Source organism: Haliscomenobacter sp. (assembly GCF_041740695.1).
Lineage (GTDB): Bacteria > Bacteroidota > Bacteroidia > Chitinophagales > Saprospiraceae > Haliscomenobacter.
This window is the reverse complement of the sequence record NZ_JBGSLK010000049.1, coordinates 6,394-27,527: the sequence shown is the minus strand read 5'-3', so window position 1 is coordinate 27,527 and position 21,134 is coordinate 6,394. Positions and strand designations below refer to the sequence as shown.

General features: G+C 49.4%; 3 protein-coding genes. 2 read left to right on the top strand and 1 reads right to left on the bottom strand.

Features of this window, described 5'->3' with window-relative positions; all coding sequences use genetic code 11:
• Positions 1–3,007, top strand: a 3,007-nt coding sequence (locus ACEW9O_RS10695; RefSeq protein ID WP_373550153.1) for a T9SS type A sorting domain-containing protein, incomplete at its 5' end; no start/stop codon positions are given.
• Positions 3,008–3,089: 82 nt separating this feature from the next.
• On the opposite strand, the gene ACEW9O_RS10690 is transcribed toward ACEW9O_RS10695, so the two are convergent.
• Positions 3,090–4,466, bottom strand: a complete 1,377-nt coding sequence (locus ACEW9O_RS10690) for a glycosyltransferase (protein WP_373550152.1) — start codon at positions 4,464–4,466, stop codon at positions 3,090–3,092.
• Positions 4,467–4,890: 424 nt separating this feature from the next.
• On the opposite strand from ACEW9O_RS10690, the gene ACEW9O_RS10685 reads away from it, so the two are divergent.
• A complete protein-coding gene (locus tag ACEW9O_RS10685; RefSeq protein WP_373550151.1) occupies positions 4,891–21,114 on the top strand; it encodes a MopE-related protein in 16,224 nt (5,407 codons plus the stop codon).
• Positions 21,115–21,134 lie beyond the last annotated feature (20 nt).

Genomic DNA, 21,134 nt, shown 5'->3' with positions numbered 1-21,134 from the left:
TGACATCGACGAAGGTTCCTGGGACAACTGCAAACTGGCCTGGATTGCGGCTCGCCGCAACGTGCCTGATGCTTGCGCTGCTAGCTTCATCCAAAAAGGCTACGACACCAACAACAACGGCAAATTGGATCCGCTGCCAGCGGATGGCGATTGGACCAAAGCTGATGGCTTTGACCGCAACGGCGACGGTGACCTGGCTGACTTCGGTGAAACATTTGTGCTTAAAGGTGGCAAACTGATGTCTCCACTGGCTGATTTTGTAGAATTCTTCTGCTGCGACCTCACTGAGCGTGTCACGGTTGAACTGTGGGGTGAAGACGTTTACGGCAACACCAACTACTGCTGGATGGACTTGTTGATCGAAGACAAGGTGGCTCCAACCTGTATCGCTCCTTGGGCTATCACCATTGATTGTGATGACAAAGGTCTGGCTCAAATTGATGACAAAGTAGCTTCAGCGAAAATCTTTGGGGATGTGACCATCACTACTGGTAGTGACTGTGCTCCATTGGATACCGCATATTCCACTGTGAAGAAATTGAAGTGTGGTTATGGCTACATCGATCGCAACTGGACTTTGACCAAACAAACGGTTAAAGGGCCAATCTCGATCACCTGTACCCAACGCATTTGGGTCAATCCAGTACATGAATACAACATTTGTTTCCCTAAAGACGTGTCTACTGATTGTAAAACGCCAATCATTGATACGATTATCACGGACGAACTGGCTTGTGACATCTTGTCGGTGAATGTTACAGACAAGCGTTACGATGCATCTGATGATGAGTGCTACAAAATCTTCCGTACTTACTCCGTTATCAACTGGTGTACTTACGACGATCGTTGTGGCGACCCACTGTTGCAAACCAATGTCTCGATCATCAGTCGTGAGGTATTTGGCAACTATGGTAAAGCACCCATCTATTTGTTGGTTCGGGACAAAGACCGGGATGGGGATGAAGAATTTTATCTTTCCAAGGACTTGATCGCCAAGAATGCGGATGATATTGATGTTACAGAGGAAGTTCCTTACTGCGAGGTTGCTGATGAGTACTACCACAGCTTCATCTATACCCAAATCATCAAGGTATACGATGACACCCGTCCAGTCGTAACTGGTGATCCAGCAGCCTTCTGCATCCGGGAAGGTGCTGATTGTTTGGCCAACCTGAAAATGGTGATCACGGGCAAGGACAACTGTTCTGACCAAGTGACTTTGGAAACACAGTTCCTGATGATTGCTCCAAACCAAACTTTGGATGCCAGCAAAATGATCCTGTACTCGACTCCACGCTGGAGCACCAAAGACTTGACTGGCGGCCAGTTCGAGATCAACGTATCTAACCTTCCAGAAGGCAAGCACGACCTGATCGTAGTCGTACGGGATGAGTGTGGCAACTTGAGCGTGGCCACCCGGATTCCATTCACCGTTGAAGACTGCAAAGGTCCAGCCCCAATCTGTATCAACGGCTTGAGCACAGGCATCATGCCCGACGGCAATAGCGGCGGCATGATGGCGGTATGGGCTTCTGATTTTGTTGCATCGAAAGTTTACGATTGCAACGGTCAAGGACCAGAAACCAAAGACGGCTTGAAACTGGTGACCAAATATTCGATCAACCGTGTAGGTCAGCCAGTGAACAAAGACCAAACGGGATTGAATTTCACTTGTGTTGACATCAATAACTCCCCAATTCTGGTGGAATTACATGCCTGGGACAATGCGGGCAATCACGATTTCTGCATCACTTTTGTCGAGTTGATTGACAGCCGCGGGGTGTGTCCAGGTTCGGCCACAGGAGTGAGTGTAGCGGGTACGATCAGCACCGAAGGCAACGCCAACCTGCAAGGGGCTAGTATGACCTTAAGTGGTGCTGCATCCCAGAATGCAACTACAACTGCCAATGGTAGCTACTCCTTCGTCAACCTGAGCAAGGGCGGCGACTTCACGGTGACCCCACAGTTGGACAAAAACCACCTCAACGGGGTATCAACCTTTGATTTGGTATTGATCCAAAAGCACATCCTGGGAGTACAGGTTTTGAACAGTCCATACAAGATGATCGCTGCGGATGTGAACAATTCCAAGTCGATCTCGACCTTGGACTTGATTGCCCTGCGCAAGTTGATCCTCAACATCGATACCCACTTTGCGAACAATACCTCCTGGAGGTTTGTGGACGCAAGCTACAACTTCCCGAATGTCAACAACCCCTGGTCTGTTGCTTTCCCGGAAGTAGTGAGCGTCAACGACATTGCGGCCAATATAACGGCGAACTTTGTCGCGATCAAAATTGGAGATGTAAACGCCAGTGCAAGTGTGAATGGAGCAGCGAGTGCGGAGGTACGTACCAATGACAACTTCAAGCTCAGAACACCGGAGCAGAACCTGAAGGCAGGCAATGAATACAAGGTCACCTTCAGCGCAGAAGACCTCAACAACATCCAGGGCTACCAATTTGCGCTGAACCTGGATCAGCACAAGGTCGAGCTGCTGGACATCGAATACGGTGTAGTAAAAGCAGAGAACTTCGGTATCTTCAAAAACGAAGGACTAATTACGACCTCTTGGAACAGCAAATACGAGCCAGGGGCCTTGTTCACACTTGTACTCCGTGCCAAAGCAGATGCGAAGTTGAGCAGCACCCTGAGTTTGAATCGGGTGGTATCTCCCGAGGCTTACGATCAAAACAATGAGAACCTGGGTATAGCCTTGAACTTTGAGGGCATCCAAGCCAGTGAAGCCTACGAGCTGAAGCAGAACACACCCAACCCCTTCAGCGATGAAACACTGATTGGGTTCACACTGCCGAAGGCGACGAAAGCGACCCTAATAATCAGAGATGTGAAGGGTGCCTTATTGTACAAAGTGGAAGGCAATTACACAAAGGGCAACAGCCAGCTGGTTTTGAAGAAGAGCCAGTTGGGTGCCAGTGGGGTATTGTACTACACTTTGGAAACAACGGACTTTACGGCGACTAAGAAGATGGTGATTCTGGAGTAAGCAAATCTGAATCATTAACAATAGTGCGGCCCTTAGTCATTCAATTGGCTAAGGGCCGCACTGTTTTTTACCCTTCCGAGCATTAGTGATCGGTTTTATTCCACTGCAAGGGTGCAATAAAATACTCCCAAAAAGACTTGAATCCCGCAATGATGTGCAGGAACAAATAGCGAAACGAGTCCCAAAAAGTGTGTAAAAAAGATTGGGTGATGCCCAAACGGCGATAAGTAATGATATTGATGATCCAGGACAACAAAAGGTTCACCCCCAGGAGGATCCATAAGATTGCACTAAAAGCAAAAGAGAGTATAAAAGGTAGGTCTGCCAGCAAAATGTACAAAGCCACGTAAAGGTTGAAAAATGGCAACAAAGCGGCACAAATCATCCGCAGCCAAAAACTCAACCAGCCACTGAGTTTAAAATGGGGATCAAAAATGGTTCGTCTTAAATGCACCAACTGCGTAATGAACAAACCTTTGTTCCAACGAGTACGCTGATTGATCCAATTGCCCACTTGTTCTGGGCAGGTTTCGGTAGTATAACTATTCAGAATCCGCAGCTGTACCCCATTTTGTACCAAGCGTACACTTAAATCCGCATCTTCGGTCACATTAAAAGGGTCCCAGGCACCAGCATCAACCAGGGCTTGTTTGGAAATAAAAAAAGAATTTCCCCCCAATCCAAAAGGCAAATTTGCACTGGAAAGTTCAAGCAGGTGCTGCTCATACCATTCGTAGTATTCTCCCGCAAAATTTCGGGTGACCCAGTTTTTCTGGAGGTTAGAAATGCTGATTTTGGCCTGGCAGCAGATTTCTCCTGATGCATTCATCAAACTATAGGCTGCTTTGCGCAGTTGCTGAGGCTCTGGACAACTCTCCGCATCATACACCGTGATGTAAGTGCCCTTAGCCAATTCCAATGCATGCAAGAGGGCCCTTCCTTTGGTGAAAGGTGGCATTTCCGGAATGTCCAGGATTTCAAAATGTGCAGGCAATTTGATTTGTTGCAAACTCGTACGGGTAACTTGATCAGTATCTTCTACCACTACGATGACTTGGATCAGCTCAGCAGGATAATCCAGGGCTTCTAAGGCCCGAATGGTTTGATGAATAACCTCGTTTTCATTTTTTAGCGGAAAAATGATGCTGAAACTGGGCAGTTGCTGATCTGGGACGGCAATAGCCTGGGGCCGGATGGTTTGTTTGGTGAAAAAATAGTTACCCAAACGGAAGCTGAGTAAAATCAGGTAATTGACCACCCCTAAAATGAAAAGGCCTAAGCCTAAACTAAGTGGCAAAAAAATACCTGCAATAGTGAAACCAATCCAGAGGAAAAGATTGAACATGCGGCCACCCAACTGGATTTTGTACAAAGCAGACTTGGGTCCAAGAATAGACAATTGCTGCTGTGCTTGTTGGTCAATTGCAACATTGGAAGTCAAAACAGCCGATGAATCCATTAAAGCCTTTTTGATGAAATGAGGCTGCAAAATAAAGATTTATTCAAGCAAATATTAAGGTGAAAGAAATGTATTCTGAAATGCCGCACCCAAGTACCAATATGAGCCATTCTAAATAGCGGGATGGCAAAAGGTCGCTTTTTGTGAGGACTCAGAATGGTACTGCCCAAAACACAGGTGAAAAAAAACAATATAAATTCCAGAAAATGCTACACCAGCAAACCTTTTAGAGACGAGAGCGAACCCTCTTGTCTTTTCATTTAGTTAGCTTTGCTCATTAATTTTTTATTGCTCCTTCATGAAAAGGGCAAAAGACGACAGACATCAAGTGAGTAAGTGTGATTGAACTCGTCAGCCCGCTGACTTGTCCCAAAGCATACCCTCCTCCCTCTTTTTAAATTGTGTGATTGAATCAAAGTACGCTATGCAAATCAAATCTCTACTCCTTGCAGTTTTATGCTGCTTTAGTTTCCAGGCTATCAGCCAAACTTTGTGTGTGGACACTGGCGCACCCGTTGGTGGTTCAGGGGGAATCGCATCAACCGATTTTGCACAGAGCATTACCATGAGTGGCTGTACTGGTACTTTTGCTGGCCTCGTGGTTGATGGGGGTACCGTCGTCAGTGATGGCAATCCTGTCTGGAATCTGGACATTTTTCAAGGAGATGGCTTTGGAGGAACCCTACAGTATTCCCAGACTGGCATTGTGCTTACCAATGTAGGAGGCGGACATATTTTCATCAATATTGCTGGTGGTAGCGGGTCAAGGACCTTCACTTCGGGTAATCAATATACCTTCCGGGTATCAACTGCTTCTTCAACGAACTCAGTAACTGTTTTTCGAAACAACACTAGCTTTTATGCCGGTGGACAGGGATACATTGCTGGTGCCACATTTGGCACTGGGGGAGACATTCTGAATGTGAGCATCTATACCCAGGCTACTAACAGCTCATGCGGCGCAGCGACACGCCTTTATGTCAAACACAACGCCAGTGGTACCAATAATGGCACTTCCTGGACTAACGCTTACACCAGTTTGCAAAGCGCCATTGATTATGCACGTGGATGCAGCAACATTCAGGAAATCTGGGTATCATCTGGCACTTACAAACCATCTAAAGACAAAACCGGAAATGCAAGCCCTGGCAGTGTTGCTGCCAAGACGTTTTACATCAACTTTCCGCTAGCCCTGTATGGCGGCTTTGCGGGGACAGAAACCTTGCTTTCACAAAGAAACCTTGCTTCAAACGTAACCATCCTCAGCGGCGATTTGGACAACAACGACACCGCAAACCCGGCAGTCACCGCTGCCGATGTACAAGGAACGAATGCCAATATTGTTTTGCACATCCAGGATGTAGCCGCAGGATGTACAGCAGACGGCTTTACCATTACCGCAGGTCAGTTTGCTTCTGGGTTTTCAGGCGGAGGCCTGCACAATGAAGGAACGGGCTTTCCATTCGGTTGTAGCGCCACCATTCGCAACTGCAAAATCCAGGGGAATGCGGGACCTGCTGTTTTCAACAGTGGCAACTTTGGCTCAAGTTCTAGTGGAAAGGCTATTTTATTGCTTGAAAATTCCACCATCTCTGGGAACAGCGAAGAGTTTTATGCCGCTGGCATCTATTCTAATTCAAATGGAGGGCGCACCAGCACCACGGTCAATAATTGTACTTTCTCAAACAATACCTCCACCGGAACCAGCAATAGTGGGGCTTACAACGAAGCTGCACCAAGTGGAAATGGCGAAGCAACTTTTTCCAATTGTATTTTTAGGGACAACAATGCTACCAGCAATGGTGCAGCAGTTCATGCCAACGGATCCTCTTCAGGCTTCATAAACCACAGTTTTACCAACTGTATTTTTATGAACAACACTTCCGGGAACAAAGGCGGCGCTTATTATGCCAATGGTGCTCCCAGCGGGCGGATCACTTCAACCTTCACCAATTGCACCTTTTACAACAATGCCGCCACCAACGGCGGTAGCGCGGTCTACCACACAACAAGTGTTGCTCCGACCAGCCCCATGCTGCTTCGCAATTGTATTCTATGGCAAAATACCAATGAAATCCTGCTCGAAGGCATGGCTACCATGACGCTTTCCTATAGCCTCATCAATGGTGTCAGCGCCCCGGCAGGCGTTACTGCCGATAACAGCCTTTTTAACACCGATCCAATTTTTGTCAACGCAGCAGGGGGGGACCTTCAGTTACAAAATATCTCTCCAGCGGTCAATACGGGCACGAATACCGGGGCGCCTGCCAACGATTTGTACGGCAATGCACGCCCCTTTGGCTCTACGGTTGACATGGGTGTGCACGAGTTACAAAGCGCCTCAGCGTGCAACTCAGCTCCGAGTATTACCTGCCCAAGCAATCAAACCGCGACATTGAATGGCGGTGGCACCTTTACCTTACCTGACTACACGTCGCTTGCCACCGCATCGGGTGTTTGTACACCCATTTCAGTGACCCAAAGCCCGGTTGCAGGAACCGTATTGAGCGCAGGAGTACATACCATCACCATCACCGCAACAGCCAGCAATAACCTCATGGCTACCTGTACGTTTACGGTGACCGCATGCCCCGTCTGGTACAAGGATACCGACAACGACGCTTATGCCCAAACTGGCGCAGGCACCATCACGAATTGTACTCGGCCAACTGGCTATAAATTGGCCACCGAATTATTGGCAACCAGTGGGGACTGCAACGACAACAATGCAGCCATTTACCCCGGCGCTACCGAAATTTGTGATGGAATCGACAACAACTGTGATGGTACCATCGACGGGCCATCGGTATGTCCCAACTATACCATCACCACTACTGCTGGAGCCATCGTCATTACCGATGCAGCCGGCAATGGCGAAACGCTCAACGTCAGCCAAAATGGCGCCAACATCCGTTTCGATGTGACGGGACGTACTTATTCCCTAAATGGGGGCGCTACGCTCAATTTTCCTGCGGATGTAGCACTCTCTGGTGCCAGCTCCATTGCGATCAATACCGCAGTAGGCAATGACATCATCAATGTATCCGCATTTAGCGCCAACCTTCCTAGCCTGACCATCAATGGTGGTACAGGTGATGACCAGGTGAGAATGAACGGCGACATCACCTTCGCTGCCAATGCCAACCTGGATGTGGATATGCAAAACGATGATGCCACTCCTGGCACCGATCAGGTTTCCTTTACCAACAATGCCCATCTAGTGCTCTCCGGCACTGGTGCCGCTGTAATAAAAGTGAGCCGCAACATCAACTTTAGCAATGGTACTGCTTCACTCGAAACTGTCAACGGTAACCTTACCCTGGAAGCCAATCAGCAGGCTACTGCCAGTACGGGTAACTTTTCCGGGATATCGATGTTTGGCGCTACAGTACGGGTCAATGGCACAGGAACCCTGACGGTCAAAGGCAAAAGTGGCAACGACTCGGTAATCAACCAATATGGAGTACTTGTACAAAATGGAGGATTGATCAGTGGCGGTACCAGCGCTACGGCTACCATACAAGGCTCAGTGGGCGCTGCATCAGCCGACGCCAATGTTGGTGTGTACGTGACGGGGACAAATGCACGCATCACCTCTTTGGGTGGGAATGTCTCGGTTGTGGGCCTCGGAGGAAGTACGGGTGCCAGCTCCACTTGCATGGGAGTAAGCGTGACCACGAATGCCAGCATTACTGCGGGTGGCAGTGGCACTGTGACTGTGAATGGTACGGGTGGCGCAGGCACTGGTAACTTTAACGCAGGGGTTTACGTAGCAGGTTCGACTAGTACTTTTATAACATCCTCTGGTGGAAATGTGAGCGTAACCGGAGTCGGTGGCGGTACTGGCTCAGGTATCCACAATTATGGTATTTGGATGGAATTGGGTGGCACCATTACCGCAGGTGGCAGCGGTTCGATTACCGTGCAAGGCACGGGCGGGACTACCACAGGAAACAACAACTACGGAATTTTAATAGACGATGCCAATACCCAAATTACCTCTGGTGGTGGCAATGTCAGTGTAACGGGGCAAGGTGGTGGCTCGGGTGGTTCTACCCTTAATATTGGTGTTTTTGTCCAAAATGCAGCCAAAATTACAGCTACTGGTACCGGTGCTGTAAGTGTGAGTGGCACAGGGGGGAATACAACGGGAGGAAACAATCACGGGGTGTATGTGACTACGAACAACGCCCAAATCACTTCTTCGGGTGGCAATGTCAGCGTAAGCGGGCAAGGCGGTGGTACCTCAGCGGGTGATAATAACATAGGTGTTTTTGTCCTCGCCAGCGGGCTAATTTCATCAGGTGGTTCAGGTGTCGTAACGGTAAACGGCACAGGGGCAAGCACGAGTGGAAACAGTAACTATGGCGTATATGTCTTTAACACCAATTCAAGAATAGGCAGTACCAATGCAAACATCAATATCACGGCACAAGGTGGGGGCTTAGGCACTTCCGTAGCTAACCAAGGGTTGGCCATGGTTGATGCTGCTCAGGTAGTAGCAGGTGGTAGTGGTAACGTAACCATACAAGCCAATGGTGGCGCAGCTACAGGGGGCGGTTCCAATGTTGGCCTCTACATGCAGAATCTTGGCACCTTAATCAGTTCGTCGGGTGGTAACGTAACGATAAACGCAGTAGGCGGGGGCATAGGTACAGGCAGCAACAATTATGGAGTCAATATGATCACCAATGCGCAGGTCAGTGCTGGCGGCAGCGGCACGGTATCGGTAAGCGGACAAGGTGGAGGCGGTGCCGGAAGTAGTAATATTGGTGTTAGAATGTTAAACCCTGGTACTCAAATTACTTCAAGTGGTGGCAACATAACCGTAACGGGCATCGAAGGTAGTGGTTCAAGTGGCATTGGCATCAGTCATACACTTTCGGCTGAGCTTACTACTGCAACGAATGGTGGTAACATCACACTCATCGCCAACAGCATGGGTTTGGCGAGTACAGTTAGTACCCAGAACACAGGCACCACTACCTTGCGCCCATACACCAACAACGTACAAATCGATCTGGGTACGACTACCAATACCGTCGGCGGGCCACTCGGACTGAGCGATACCGAACTTGACAACATCACCACGGGCAACATCACCATTGGTAATGCCAACAGTGGCAATATTACAGTTTCAGCAGATATAATCCGCCCTGCCAGCACCAATGTACAACTCGTCAGCGGCGGCGATGTCCTCATCAGTGGCGGCGGATTCAATACCGGCGGTGGCACCTTATTGCTCGACCCAGGCACTTCGCCTGCGGCAGTAAAACCAATTTTCAACGGCACGGACGTAACGGCTAGCACCCTTTCTTTTGCCAGTGATTTAAGCATCGCCATCAATGGAACAAGCGCAGGTGATGGTACGGGCAGTAGCTATTCCCAACTCAATGTAGTGGGGGCAGTAAACCTTACGGGTGTAGACTTGCTCTTTACGGGTTCTTATGTTCCCAGCGGAGGTGAAACATTCACCATCGTGGAAAATGACGGCAGCGATCCTATTGTGGGAACATTTACAGGTTTGGCGCAAGGAGCTACGATTGCTAATTTTAGAGGAAGTGGACTCAATGCAACTATTTCATATACAGGTGGCTCGGGCAACGATGTGGTGATCACCGTGATTACCCCTGCTGCTCCCGAAATCAATACTAAAGGAAACGGGTTAAGCATTTTAGATGGGGATACATCTCCCAACGTTGCTGACCTCACTGATTTTGGTAACATTGATATTTACTCAACTGATCCGGTCGTTCATACCTTTACGATACAAAATACGGGAACTGCTAATTTGGTCATTCCGGCAGGAGGTATCACAAAGTCAGGAGACGGGGATTTTGGTATCGGAACGGTATTTTTACCCTTCACCATCGCTCCTGGTGATTCAGTTACTTTTCCTGTAATAATAGACGCCAGTGGCAATGGGCCAAGAACCGCTACCATCAGCATTTTAAGTAACGATACCGACGAATCTCCTTATACTTTTAACGTAAGTGCTGTTGGCGTTTCGCCAGAAATTAATGTAACCGGGCTTGGCCAAAATATTACTTCAGGCGATATCACTCCTTCTCCGTTAGATGATACGGATTTTGGTTCGTTTGATGTTAGCGCTGGTACCCTGAGTCATACTTTTACCATCCAAAACACTGGTGGAACCGGAGGTGATTTGTATCTCAACGCCGGATCCATCACGATCTTTGGAACCCACGCCAGCGATTTTTCCATTAGTGGCATCACCTTACCCGATACAATCAGCCCAGGGCAATCTACAACCTTTGTAGTCAATTTTAACCCGTCTGCACTAGGCACCAGAAATGCCACCATCAGAATTGCCAACAATGACTTGGGTGAAAGCCAGTATCGTTTTGATGTTCAGGGCATAGGCATTACTCCAGACTATACCATCACCACTACTGGCAATGTACTGACCATTACAGATATTGCAGGCAATAGCGAAATATTGGATATCACTCAGAGTAGTACCAATATCCGTTTCAACGCAACGGGACGATCTTATTCCATCAATGGCGCTCCCGCAACGCTTTTTACCACCCCTGCTGATGTAGCGCTTGCGGGTATTACCAGCATTGTAGTTAACGCCGCTACGGGTAATGATATCATCAACATTGGAGCGTTTACGGCCAATTTGCCCGACCTGACCATTAATGGGGGCGTGGGTGACGATCTGGTCAATTTTAACGGTGGCATCAATTTTGCCAGCAATGCTAACCTGGATGTAGATTTGCAAAACGATGATGCCACACCCGGGGCCGACGCTTTTGTGGTATTGAACAACGCCAATTTACTACTTTTCGGAACAGGTACGGCCACCGTAAAAGTGAGCAAAAGCCTGTCCATCAATGGAAATTCTAGCATTGAAACCCAAAATGGAAATTTGACTTTAGAAGCCAACCAGCAAACGACATCGATTACAGGCTTATTCATTGGCATCAGGCTTTTGTCTGGGGGCGTTGTTCGGTCAGTCAACGGTAACCTTAAGCTAGCTGGTAAAGGAGGCACCGCTAACGATCAATACGGTATTTACAATTTGGGGACGATTACAACCACAGGCTCAGGCAATATCTTGTTACAAGGAACTGGTAGCCCCTCAGGCGAAGACAACGACGGTGTAAGAAATGTTGGTACAATTTCAGCTACTGGTAGTGGAGACATCCAGATCACGGGTATCGCCCCTACTACTACGGGCTCCGAGGCATTTGCCAACCAGTCTGGCGCAGCAGTTACGACAACATCGGGCGATATTACCATAGACGGGGACATTGTTTATTTAGATCCCACATCTTCTGTTTCGGCAGGCTCAAATAAGGTTACCATCGCACCAACAACAGGCGGTCGAATCATCGATTTAGGTACGGACGATACCGCTACACAACTTGGCCTAACCGATGAAGAATTAGACCGCATCACTGCTGGCACTTTGGTCATCGGTAGTGCTACAAGTGGTGCCATCACGGTTTCACAACCCATCACCCGCTCCGCCAGTACAAATGTGCAACTCATTAGCAATGGGGATGTCCTCATCAGTGGTGGTGGCTTTAATACCGCCGGCGGTACCCTACTGCTCGATCCAGGCACCTCACCTGCGGCAGTAAAACCAAGCTTCAACGGCACGGACGTAACGGCTAGTACCCTTTCCTTTGCCAGCGATTTGCAAATTACCATCAATGGCACCACCTTGGGCAATGGTGTGGGCAGTACTTACACCCAACTCAAAGTGGCAGGTACAGTAAACCTCACTGGTGTAGATTTATTGTTTGCTGGCACTTATATACCCGTAGGTGCTAACATCTTCACCATCGTAGACAATGATGGTACCGATGCCATTATCGGTACGTTTACAGGTTTAGCTGAAGGGGCAATCATCAACAATTTCCGAGGAAGTGGACTCAATGCAGCGATTTTTTATACTGGTGGCTCGGACAACAACGATGTGGTGCTAACGGTGATCAATAATATCCTTTGCTACGCAGATACAGATGGCGACGGATATGGCGACCCCAGCAACAGTATGACTTTTAGCGGAGGCTGCGGCACAGGTTTTGTGTCCAACAATACCGATTGTGACGACAATGATGTTTTGGAAAAACCGGGTCAAATCTGGTACGTAGATGTGGACGGTGATGGTTACTCCCAAGGTACCTTTGCAATCCAGTGCCTGCGGCCAACGGGTTACAAAGCAGCCTCTGAATTGATAGCAACATCGGGCGATTGCAACGACAATTTAGGCAGCATCAACCCTGGTGCGACGGAAATCTGCGACGGTATTGACAACAACTGCAACGGCTCCACGGATGAAGGCGGACTAACAACTTACTACCGCGATCAAGACGGAGACAGTTTTGGTAATCCAGCGGTGAGCCAAGAGGCTTGCAGCCAACCGAGTGGCTACGTGACCAACAATACCGATTGTGATGACAACGATGCTTTGGAAAAACCAGGGCAGGTATGGTACGCCGATGTGGACAACGACGGCTATTCTAGCGGTACAACCCTTACGCAGTGTTTGCGTCCTGTAGGCTACAAAGTAGCTTCCGAATTGACTGCGACGAGTGGTGATTGCAACGACAACAACTTTGCAATCAAACCCAGCGCGACGGAAATCTGCGATGGCATCGACAACAACTGCAATGGTTCCACGGATGAAGGGGTAACTACGACCTATTACGCGGATTCAGACAACGATGGCTTTGGCGATCCTGCGGTGAGCCAGCAAGCTTGCAGCCAACCCAGTGGCTACGTCACGAACAACACCGACTGTGACGACAACGATGCTCTGGAAAAACCGGGCCAAATCTGGTACGCCGATGTAGACAACGACGGCTATTCTAGCGGAACGACCCTGACCCAATGCCTGCGCCCAGTGGGCTACAAAGTTGCCGCTGAATTGACGGCTACCACGGGCGATTGCAACGACAACAACTTTGCCATCAAACCCAGCGCGACGGAAATCTGCGATGGCATCGACAACAACTGCAACGGCACCACGGATGAAGGCGGACTAACAACTTACTACCGCGATCAAGACGGAGACAGTTTTGGTAACCCTGCGGTAAGCCAAGAGGCTTGCAGCCAACCGAGTGGCTACGTGACCAACAACACCGATTGTGATGACAACGATGTTTTGGAAAAACCAGGCCAAGTCTGGTACGCCGATGTGGACAACGACGGCTATTCTGATGGCACCACTTTGACCCAATGCTTACGCCCTGTAGGCTACAAAGTAGCGGCAGAACTGACGGCGACCAGTGGAGATTGCAACGACAATAATGCTGCGATCAACCCCGCTGCAACGGAGATTTGTGATGGCATCGACAACAACTGCGATGGTACCATTGATGGTTCATCCGCTTGTCCCGACTACATCATCACGACCACCGCTGGTGCCATCGTCATCACTGACGTTGCGGGCAATGGCGAGACGCTTACGGTCACTCAAAATGGTGCCAACATCCGGTTCAACGCCACTGGACGTACTTACTCTCTGAACGGAGGGCTTACTTTTAATCTCCCCGCAGACGTAGCCCTTGCGGGTGCTAGTTCCATTACGGTCAATACTGCAGTGGGCAACGACAACATCAGCATCGGTGCTTTTACCGCAAACCTGCCCAGCCTGACCGTCAATGGTGGTGTGGGCGACGATGCGGTCAATTTTAACGGCGACATCACCTTCGCTAGCAATGCCAACCTTGATGTGGATTTACAAAATGATGATGCTACGCCGGGTGTCGACGCTTTTGCAGTAGCGAACAACGTCAATTTACTTCTTTCTGGAACAGGCACTGCCACCGTAAAAGTGAGTAAATCCCTGTTCATCAATAGCAATGCTAGCATTGAAACCGAAAATGGGAATTTGACTTTAGAAGCCAACCAGCAAACGACTTCGAGTACAGGCTTATTCATTGGCATCACCCTGCTCAACGGAGCAATAGTCCGGTCGATCAATGGCACCGTCGCTTTAACTGGCCGCGGGGGTACTGACAGCAATGGAATACAGCATGGTATCGAAAACATGGGCACAATAGCCACTACGGGCACAGGTAATCTCCTGTTGGAAGGTACTGGCGGCCTCACTGGCACTGACAACGACGGTGTACGAAACGGAGGTAGCATCTCAGCTACTGGTAGTGGAGACATCCAGATCACTGGTTTTTCCCCGACTAGTGCGGCCTCCGAGGCATTAGCCAATCAGCCAGGTGGTGCAATTACGACAACGGCGGGCGATATTACGATAGATGGGGATATTGTTTATTTGGATCCCGCCTCTTCGATTTCGGCCGGCACCAATAAAGTTACCATCGCACCAATAACAAATAGTCGAATCATAAATTTAGGTTCGGAGGATACCCCTACACGACTTGGCCTGACCGATGCGGAACTAGACCGCATCACTGCGGGTACGCTGATTATCGGTAGTGCTAGTAGTGGCGCGATCATGGTGAGCGTCGGGATTACCCGACCAGCAGCCACCAATCTGCAACTCATCAGCAACAGCGATGTGGCTATCCAGGGTGGTGGCATCAATGCTGCGGGCGGTACCGTACTTCTCGATCCGGGAGCCTCTCCGGCGGCGGTCAAACCAACTTTCACTGGCACGGATGTTACCGCCAGCACCCTTTCTTTTGGTAGCGACTTGGCGATTGTCATCAACGGCATTACGCCGGGTTCAGGCTACAACCAATTGAGCGTTTCTGGTGAGGTAAACCTCTCTGGGGTGGAACTCATACTCAGCGGAACCCACAGTCCTGCGAATGGACAAAGCTTCATCATCGTGAATAACGACGGCAGCGCAGATGCCATCATGGGAACGTTTACCGGACTTGCTCAAGGGGCTATCCTCAGCAACTTTCTTGGGAGCAACTTTAATGCGACCATTTCCTACACTGGCGGCGACGGCAACGATGTGGTGCTGACCATGATCGATAATGTTGTTTGTTATGCAGATACGGACAACGACGGATATGGCGACCCCAACAACAGTATGACTTTTAGTGGAAGTTGCGGCACCGGTTTTGTGTCCAACAATACCGATTGCAACGACAACAGCGCTGCGATAAATCCTGATGCGACGGAAATCTGCGATGGCATCGACAACAACTGCAACGGCACTACCGATGAAGGTGTCACCACGACCTACTACGCGGATGTGGACAACGATGGTTTTGGTGATCCTGCCGTAAGCCAACAAGCTTGCAGCCAACCCAGCGGCTACGTGACCAACAACACCGATTGTGATGACAACGATGTTTTGGAAAAACCGGGTCAGATTTGGTATGCTGATGTGGACAACGATGGTTATTCCAGCGGCACGACCTTAACCCAATGCTTGCGCCCTGTAGGCTACAAAGTAGCTTCTGAATTGACCGCAACCAGCGGCGATTGCAACGACAATGATCCTGCAATAAATCCGACAGCGACTGAGGTATGCGACGGCGTTGACAACAACTGCGACGGGGTGACCGACGAAGGTTGTACCCCACCAATGGTCAGCATCCACGACCCTTGCACCTGTATGAACAACTCTCCTTTGATCGAGAATGGCACAACCACCGATCTGGGTACTTTTAGTGAAACGGTGACGGTTGAAGGCCCATCTGGTCAAACCTGGACGATTGTTAGTGTGACGGGTTTGTATAGCGACGTCAATGCCACGGTGGCTTATACTACTGGTGCTACCATTCCTGAAACGGGTGTGGGGACTGGAGTTTTTGACTTACTTGGCTATCACCGCGACGGAGCGGGTTATACCATTTCAGTAACCAATGGCCGAGGTGACACCCTGGAAATTGGCAATACCTGTTATTACCCTGATCCGGTGTTTACTGGTCTCCCAGCCTTGGTGTCGCCCAATGCAGCACCCTTCACAGTGACGGGCACTGTGGCGAACAACGCAGCGGGAACGGGCACCTTTATTTTGGATGGGAACACCCAGGTTGGGGCAGGCGCAGCGCCTACTCAACTGACAATCAATCCTGCGACTTTGTCGGTGGGCACCCATACCTTGGTGTACAGCTTTGATGCAGGTACTCCGGGCTCACAAAACCCTGCTGATCCTGGCTGTGTACAGCAGGTACAACAACGCTTCCGGGTAGCCAACTGCGCTTGTCAGGATGTAACGGTCAGTTTGGACGAAAACTGCCAATTCCTTTTGACAGGCAATCTGGTTTCAGATGTAAATTGTGGTGGCGGGACGGTTCGAGTTATGGACAATGATCCAAGCAACGGCGGCCTGATCGATTGTGCGGGAGTGTGGACCTACGGCTTGTTCGACACCTTTGGCAACATCATTTGCTGGGGCAAAGTAACGGCTGAAGACAAAACGGCACCAATCTTGGTGTGTGCCCCGGATGATTTCATCCTAGATTGCTACGATGTAAACTACGTGTTGAACAATCGCCTAACAATTGGTAATTTAAAGGCTACGTCTTCTCCACGCCCAGCGGCAACCAGCAGCCAAACTATCAACAATGCCGAAGGCATTGCTGGAACAGGTGATGCTTGCCAATTGGGCTTGATTCCACCAAGTTTGGTGAATGACAACATCCAAAACCTGGGTTATGCTTACTTCAAGGACAATTGCTACAACTGCGGTTGCCGGGTAACCTTGAAATGGACGGATAAGGTAGAATTCTATTCCTGCGAAGACATGAAGGTGAATGGAGGCATTTATGCCAAAATTGCTCGGGAATGGACAGCCACGGATTGCAACGGGATGCGTTCCTCCTATGTACAAAGTATCAAATTCACCCGCCCAGCAGTTGATGACTTTGTGTTCAACGGCCCTGGCGAAGGGAAATACGATCGGGTGGTGGAATACAATTCCTGTACCCCGGATAAGAGCCTGATCAAGAAGGAAGATGTAACGCCCTATGTATGCAGCTACTTCAATAGTTCTAACAACCCACGTTGTTTGTTCATCGATCAGGTGGAATGCAACTATTCGGTACAAATCAAAGACACCGAGTTCCCAATCTGTGGGGGTAAAGGAGTGAAGATCGATCGTGAACTATACGTATTTGATTGGTGTGCAGGTGGTATCGTTGATACCTTCCACATCCTGATCAAAATTGGGGACTTCACGGCACCAACGGTTGAGTATGCACACGGCGCACCTTACGACATCTCGACTGGCCCAATGGATTGCACCGCAGCCATTCCGGTGACAGTAGCAGGGATCAAAACCGCCTTTGGCGTGACGATCAAGGACAACTGTAACTTGGGCAATATCAGTACGAGTGTATACACGAAGGATCGTTATGTGAAAGGAATTCTCGTCTACGAAGGACCAGAAGATCCAATCTGTATCGAAGCCGATCGTAAGCAGGCAGGCGAGCTGCGTGGAGACAATGAAACTTATCGTCTTGGCGATTGCACCAAAGAAGATGACATCTGCTGGGATAAAGTGGAATATGCGGTGATGAATGGCATGATGATCGGTCTGCCAGTGGGCAAACACCTGATGGTGATTGAAGCCTTCGATGGCTGCTACAATGCTTCCACAACTTGCTTTGTGTTCGAAGTGAAGGACAAGATTGCCCCGGTGATGAAGTGTGATGACGACTTGCATGTGACCCTGAGCAATGCCAATGGCTACACCAGCGGTTATGCTCAGGTAAGCGCTGAAGACATCGACGAGGGCAGCTGGGACAATTGCAAACTGGCCTGGATCGCGGTACGCCGCAATGTACCCGATGGCTGTGCAGCGAGCTTCATCCAAAAGGGCTACGACACGAACGGCAACGGCAAATTGGACGCCTTACCCGCAGACGGCGATGTAAGCAAAGCGGATGGTTTTGACCTGAATGGCGATGGTGACATTGCTGACTTTGGCGAAACGTTCATTCTGAAAGGTGGCAAATTGATGACTCCGCTGTTGGATTTTGTAGAGTTCTTCTGCTGCGATTTGACCGAAAGAGTAACGGTCGAGCTGTGGGGTGGCGACATCTATGGCAATACCAACTACTGCTGGATGGACTTGTTGATCGAAGACAAGGTAGCACCGACCTGTATTGCTCCATGGGCGATCACGGTTGATTGTGACGACAAAGGTCTGGCTCAAATTGATGACAAAGTGGCTTCAGCGAAAATCTTTGGTGATGTGACCATCACTACGGGTAGTGACTGTGCGGCGCTGGATACAGTTTATTCAACAGTGAAAAAATTGAAGTGTGGTTATGGCTACATCGACCGGATTTGGACATTGACCAAACAAACGGTGAAAGGACCAATTTCGATCACTTGTACGCAACGCATCTGGGTCAATCCCGTCCACGAATACAACATTTGTTTCCCTAAAGATGTATCCACAGATTGCAAAACGCCAATCATCGACACGGTGATCACCGACGAACTGGGATGTGACATCCTGGCGGTGAATGTGCACGACAAACGTTATGACGCGTCGGATGATGAGTGCTACAAGATTTTCCGGACTTACTCCGTAATCAACTGGTGTACTTACGATGACCGTTGTGGTGACCCACTGTTGCAAACGAATATCTCGATCATCGATCGGGCCGTGTTTGGCAACTATGGCAAAGCGCCGGTCTATGTACTGGTACGGGATCGCGAACGTGGTGTTCGGGATGGAGTTGAAGAGTTCTACATTTCTAAGGACTTGATCCACAACAATGCCGATGACATCCGGATTTATCCTCCATATTGCGAAGTAGCGGGAGAATTCTACCACAGCTTCATCTACACCCAAATCATCAAGGTGTACGATGACACTCGTCCAGTGGTAACAGGAGTGAGAGATACGTTCTGCACCAGCCCAACGGCTTGTACAGCGAACATCACCAAGGTGGTGACCCTGAAGGACAACTGTACGGACAAGGTAGAGTTGGAAACTCAATTCCTGATGATTGCACCATTCCAGACTTTGGAAGCAGGCCAGATGATCCTGTACTCAACTCCACGCTGGAGCACCAAAGATTTGGGCAATGGCCAGTTTGAGATCAAGGTGTCGAACCTGCCCGAAGGCACCCACGACTTGATTGTGGTGGGCCGCGACGAATGTGGCAACCTGAGCCTACCGACCCGGATCCCATTCGTGGTGAAGGATTGCAAGGCCCCAGCCCCAATTTGTATCAATGGACTGAGCACAGGAATCATGCCCGACGGCAATGGTGGTGGCATGATGGCGGTATGGGCCACGGACTTTGTGGCTTCGAAAATCTACGACTGCAACGGTCAGGGAGCAGAGACCAAGGATGGCCTGAAACTGGTGACCAAATACTCAATCAATCGAGTAGGAAGCCCCGTAAACAAAGACCAAACGGGATTGAACTTCACTTGTACAGACATCAATAACTCACCAATTTTGGTAGAATTACATGCCTGGGACAACGCTGGCAATCACGACTTCTGCATCACCTTTGTCGAGTTGATTGACAGCCGCGGGGTGTGTCCAGGTTCGGCCACCGGAGTGAGTGTAGCGGGTACGATCAGCACCGAAGGCAATGCGAACCTACAGGGAGCGAGCATCACGCTGAGCGGCACCACTTCTCAGAATGCAACAACGGCGGCCAATGGTGGCTACTCTTTCATCAATCTGAGCAAAGGTGGTGACTTCACCGTAACGCCACAATTGGATAAAAACCACCTGAATGGAGTATCGACCTTCGACCTTGTCCTTATCCAGAAGCATATACTGGGTGTACAAGCTTTGAACAGTCCTTACAAGATGATTGCAGCGGATGCGAATAATTCCAAGTCGATCTCTACCCTGGATTTGATTGCCCTACGCAAGTTGATTCTGAACATTGACACGCATTTTGCAAACAACACAAGTTGGAGATTTGTGGATGCTACTTATGTCTTTCCGAATCCAGGCAACCCATGGTCAGCTGCTTTCCCGGAAGTAGTGAGCATCAACGACATCGCGAACAATGTAACAGCGAATTTCGTGGCGATCAAGGTAGGGGATGTGAATGCGAGTGCGAGTGTAAACAGTGCAGCGAGTGCAGAAGTACGAACCAAAGCCAACTTCAAACTCAAGACTTTGGAACAAAACCTGAAGTCGGGTAATGAATACAAAGTGAGCTTTACCGCTGAAGACTTGAAAAACATCCAGGGCTACCAGTTTGCACTGAACCTGGATCAAAGCAAAGTCGAACTTGTGGACATTGAATACGGAGTGGCCAAGGCAGAGAACTTTGGGGTTTTCAAAAACGAAGGCTTGATCACCACATCGTGGAACAGCAAATACGAGCCAGGAGCTTTGTTCACACTGGTACTCCGTGCCAAAGCAGATGCGAAGTTGAGCAGTACCCTGAGTTTGAACCGTCTGTTATCTCCTGAAGCCTACGATCAAAACAACGAGAACCTGGGTATAGCCTTGAACTTTGAGGGTATCCAAGCTGCCGAAGCCTACGAGCTGCGTCAGAACACGCCGAACCCCTTCAGCGATGAAACGGTAATCGGGTTCATGTTGCCCAAGGCGACGAAAGGAACGCTAACGGTAAGAGATGTGAAGGGTGCCACGATCTACAAAGTGGAAGGCAACTACAGCAAAGGCAACAACCAGGTGACCTTGAAGAAGGAACAACTAGGGGCCAGTGGGGTGTTGTACTACACTTTGGAGACTACGGAGTTTACTGCGACCAAGAAAATGGTAATTTTGGAGTAAGCGTTGTGTACACCTGTATA

What these genes read in the sequence shown, in the direction of transcription:
- ACEW9O_RS10690 (WP_373550152.1), bottom strand. Translation starts at nt 4,466, where the DNA reads ATGGATTCATCGGCTGTTTTGACTTCCAATGTTGCAATTGACCAACAA.
- ACEW9O_RS10685 (WP_373550151.1), top strand. Translation starts at nt 4,891, where the DNA reads ATGCAAATCAAATCTCTACTCCTTGCAGTTTTATGCTGCTTTAGTTTC.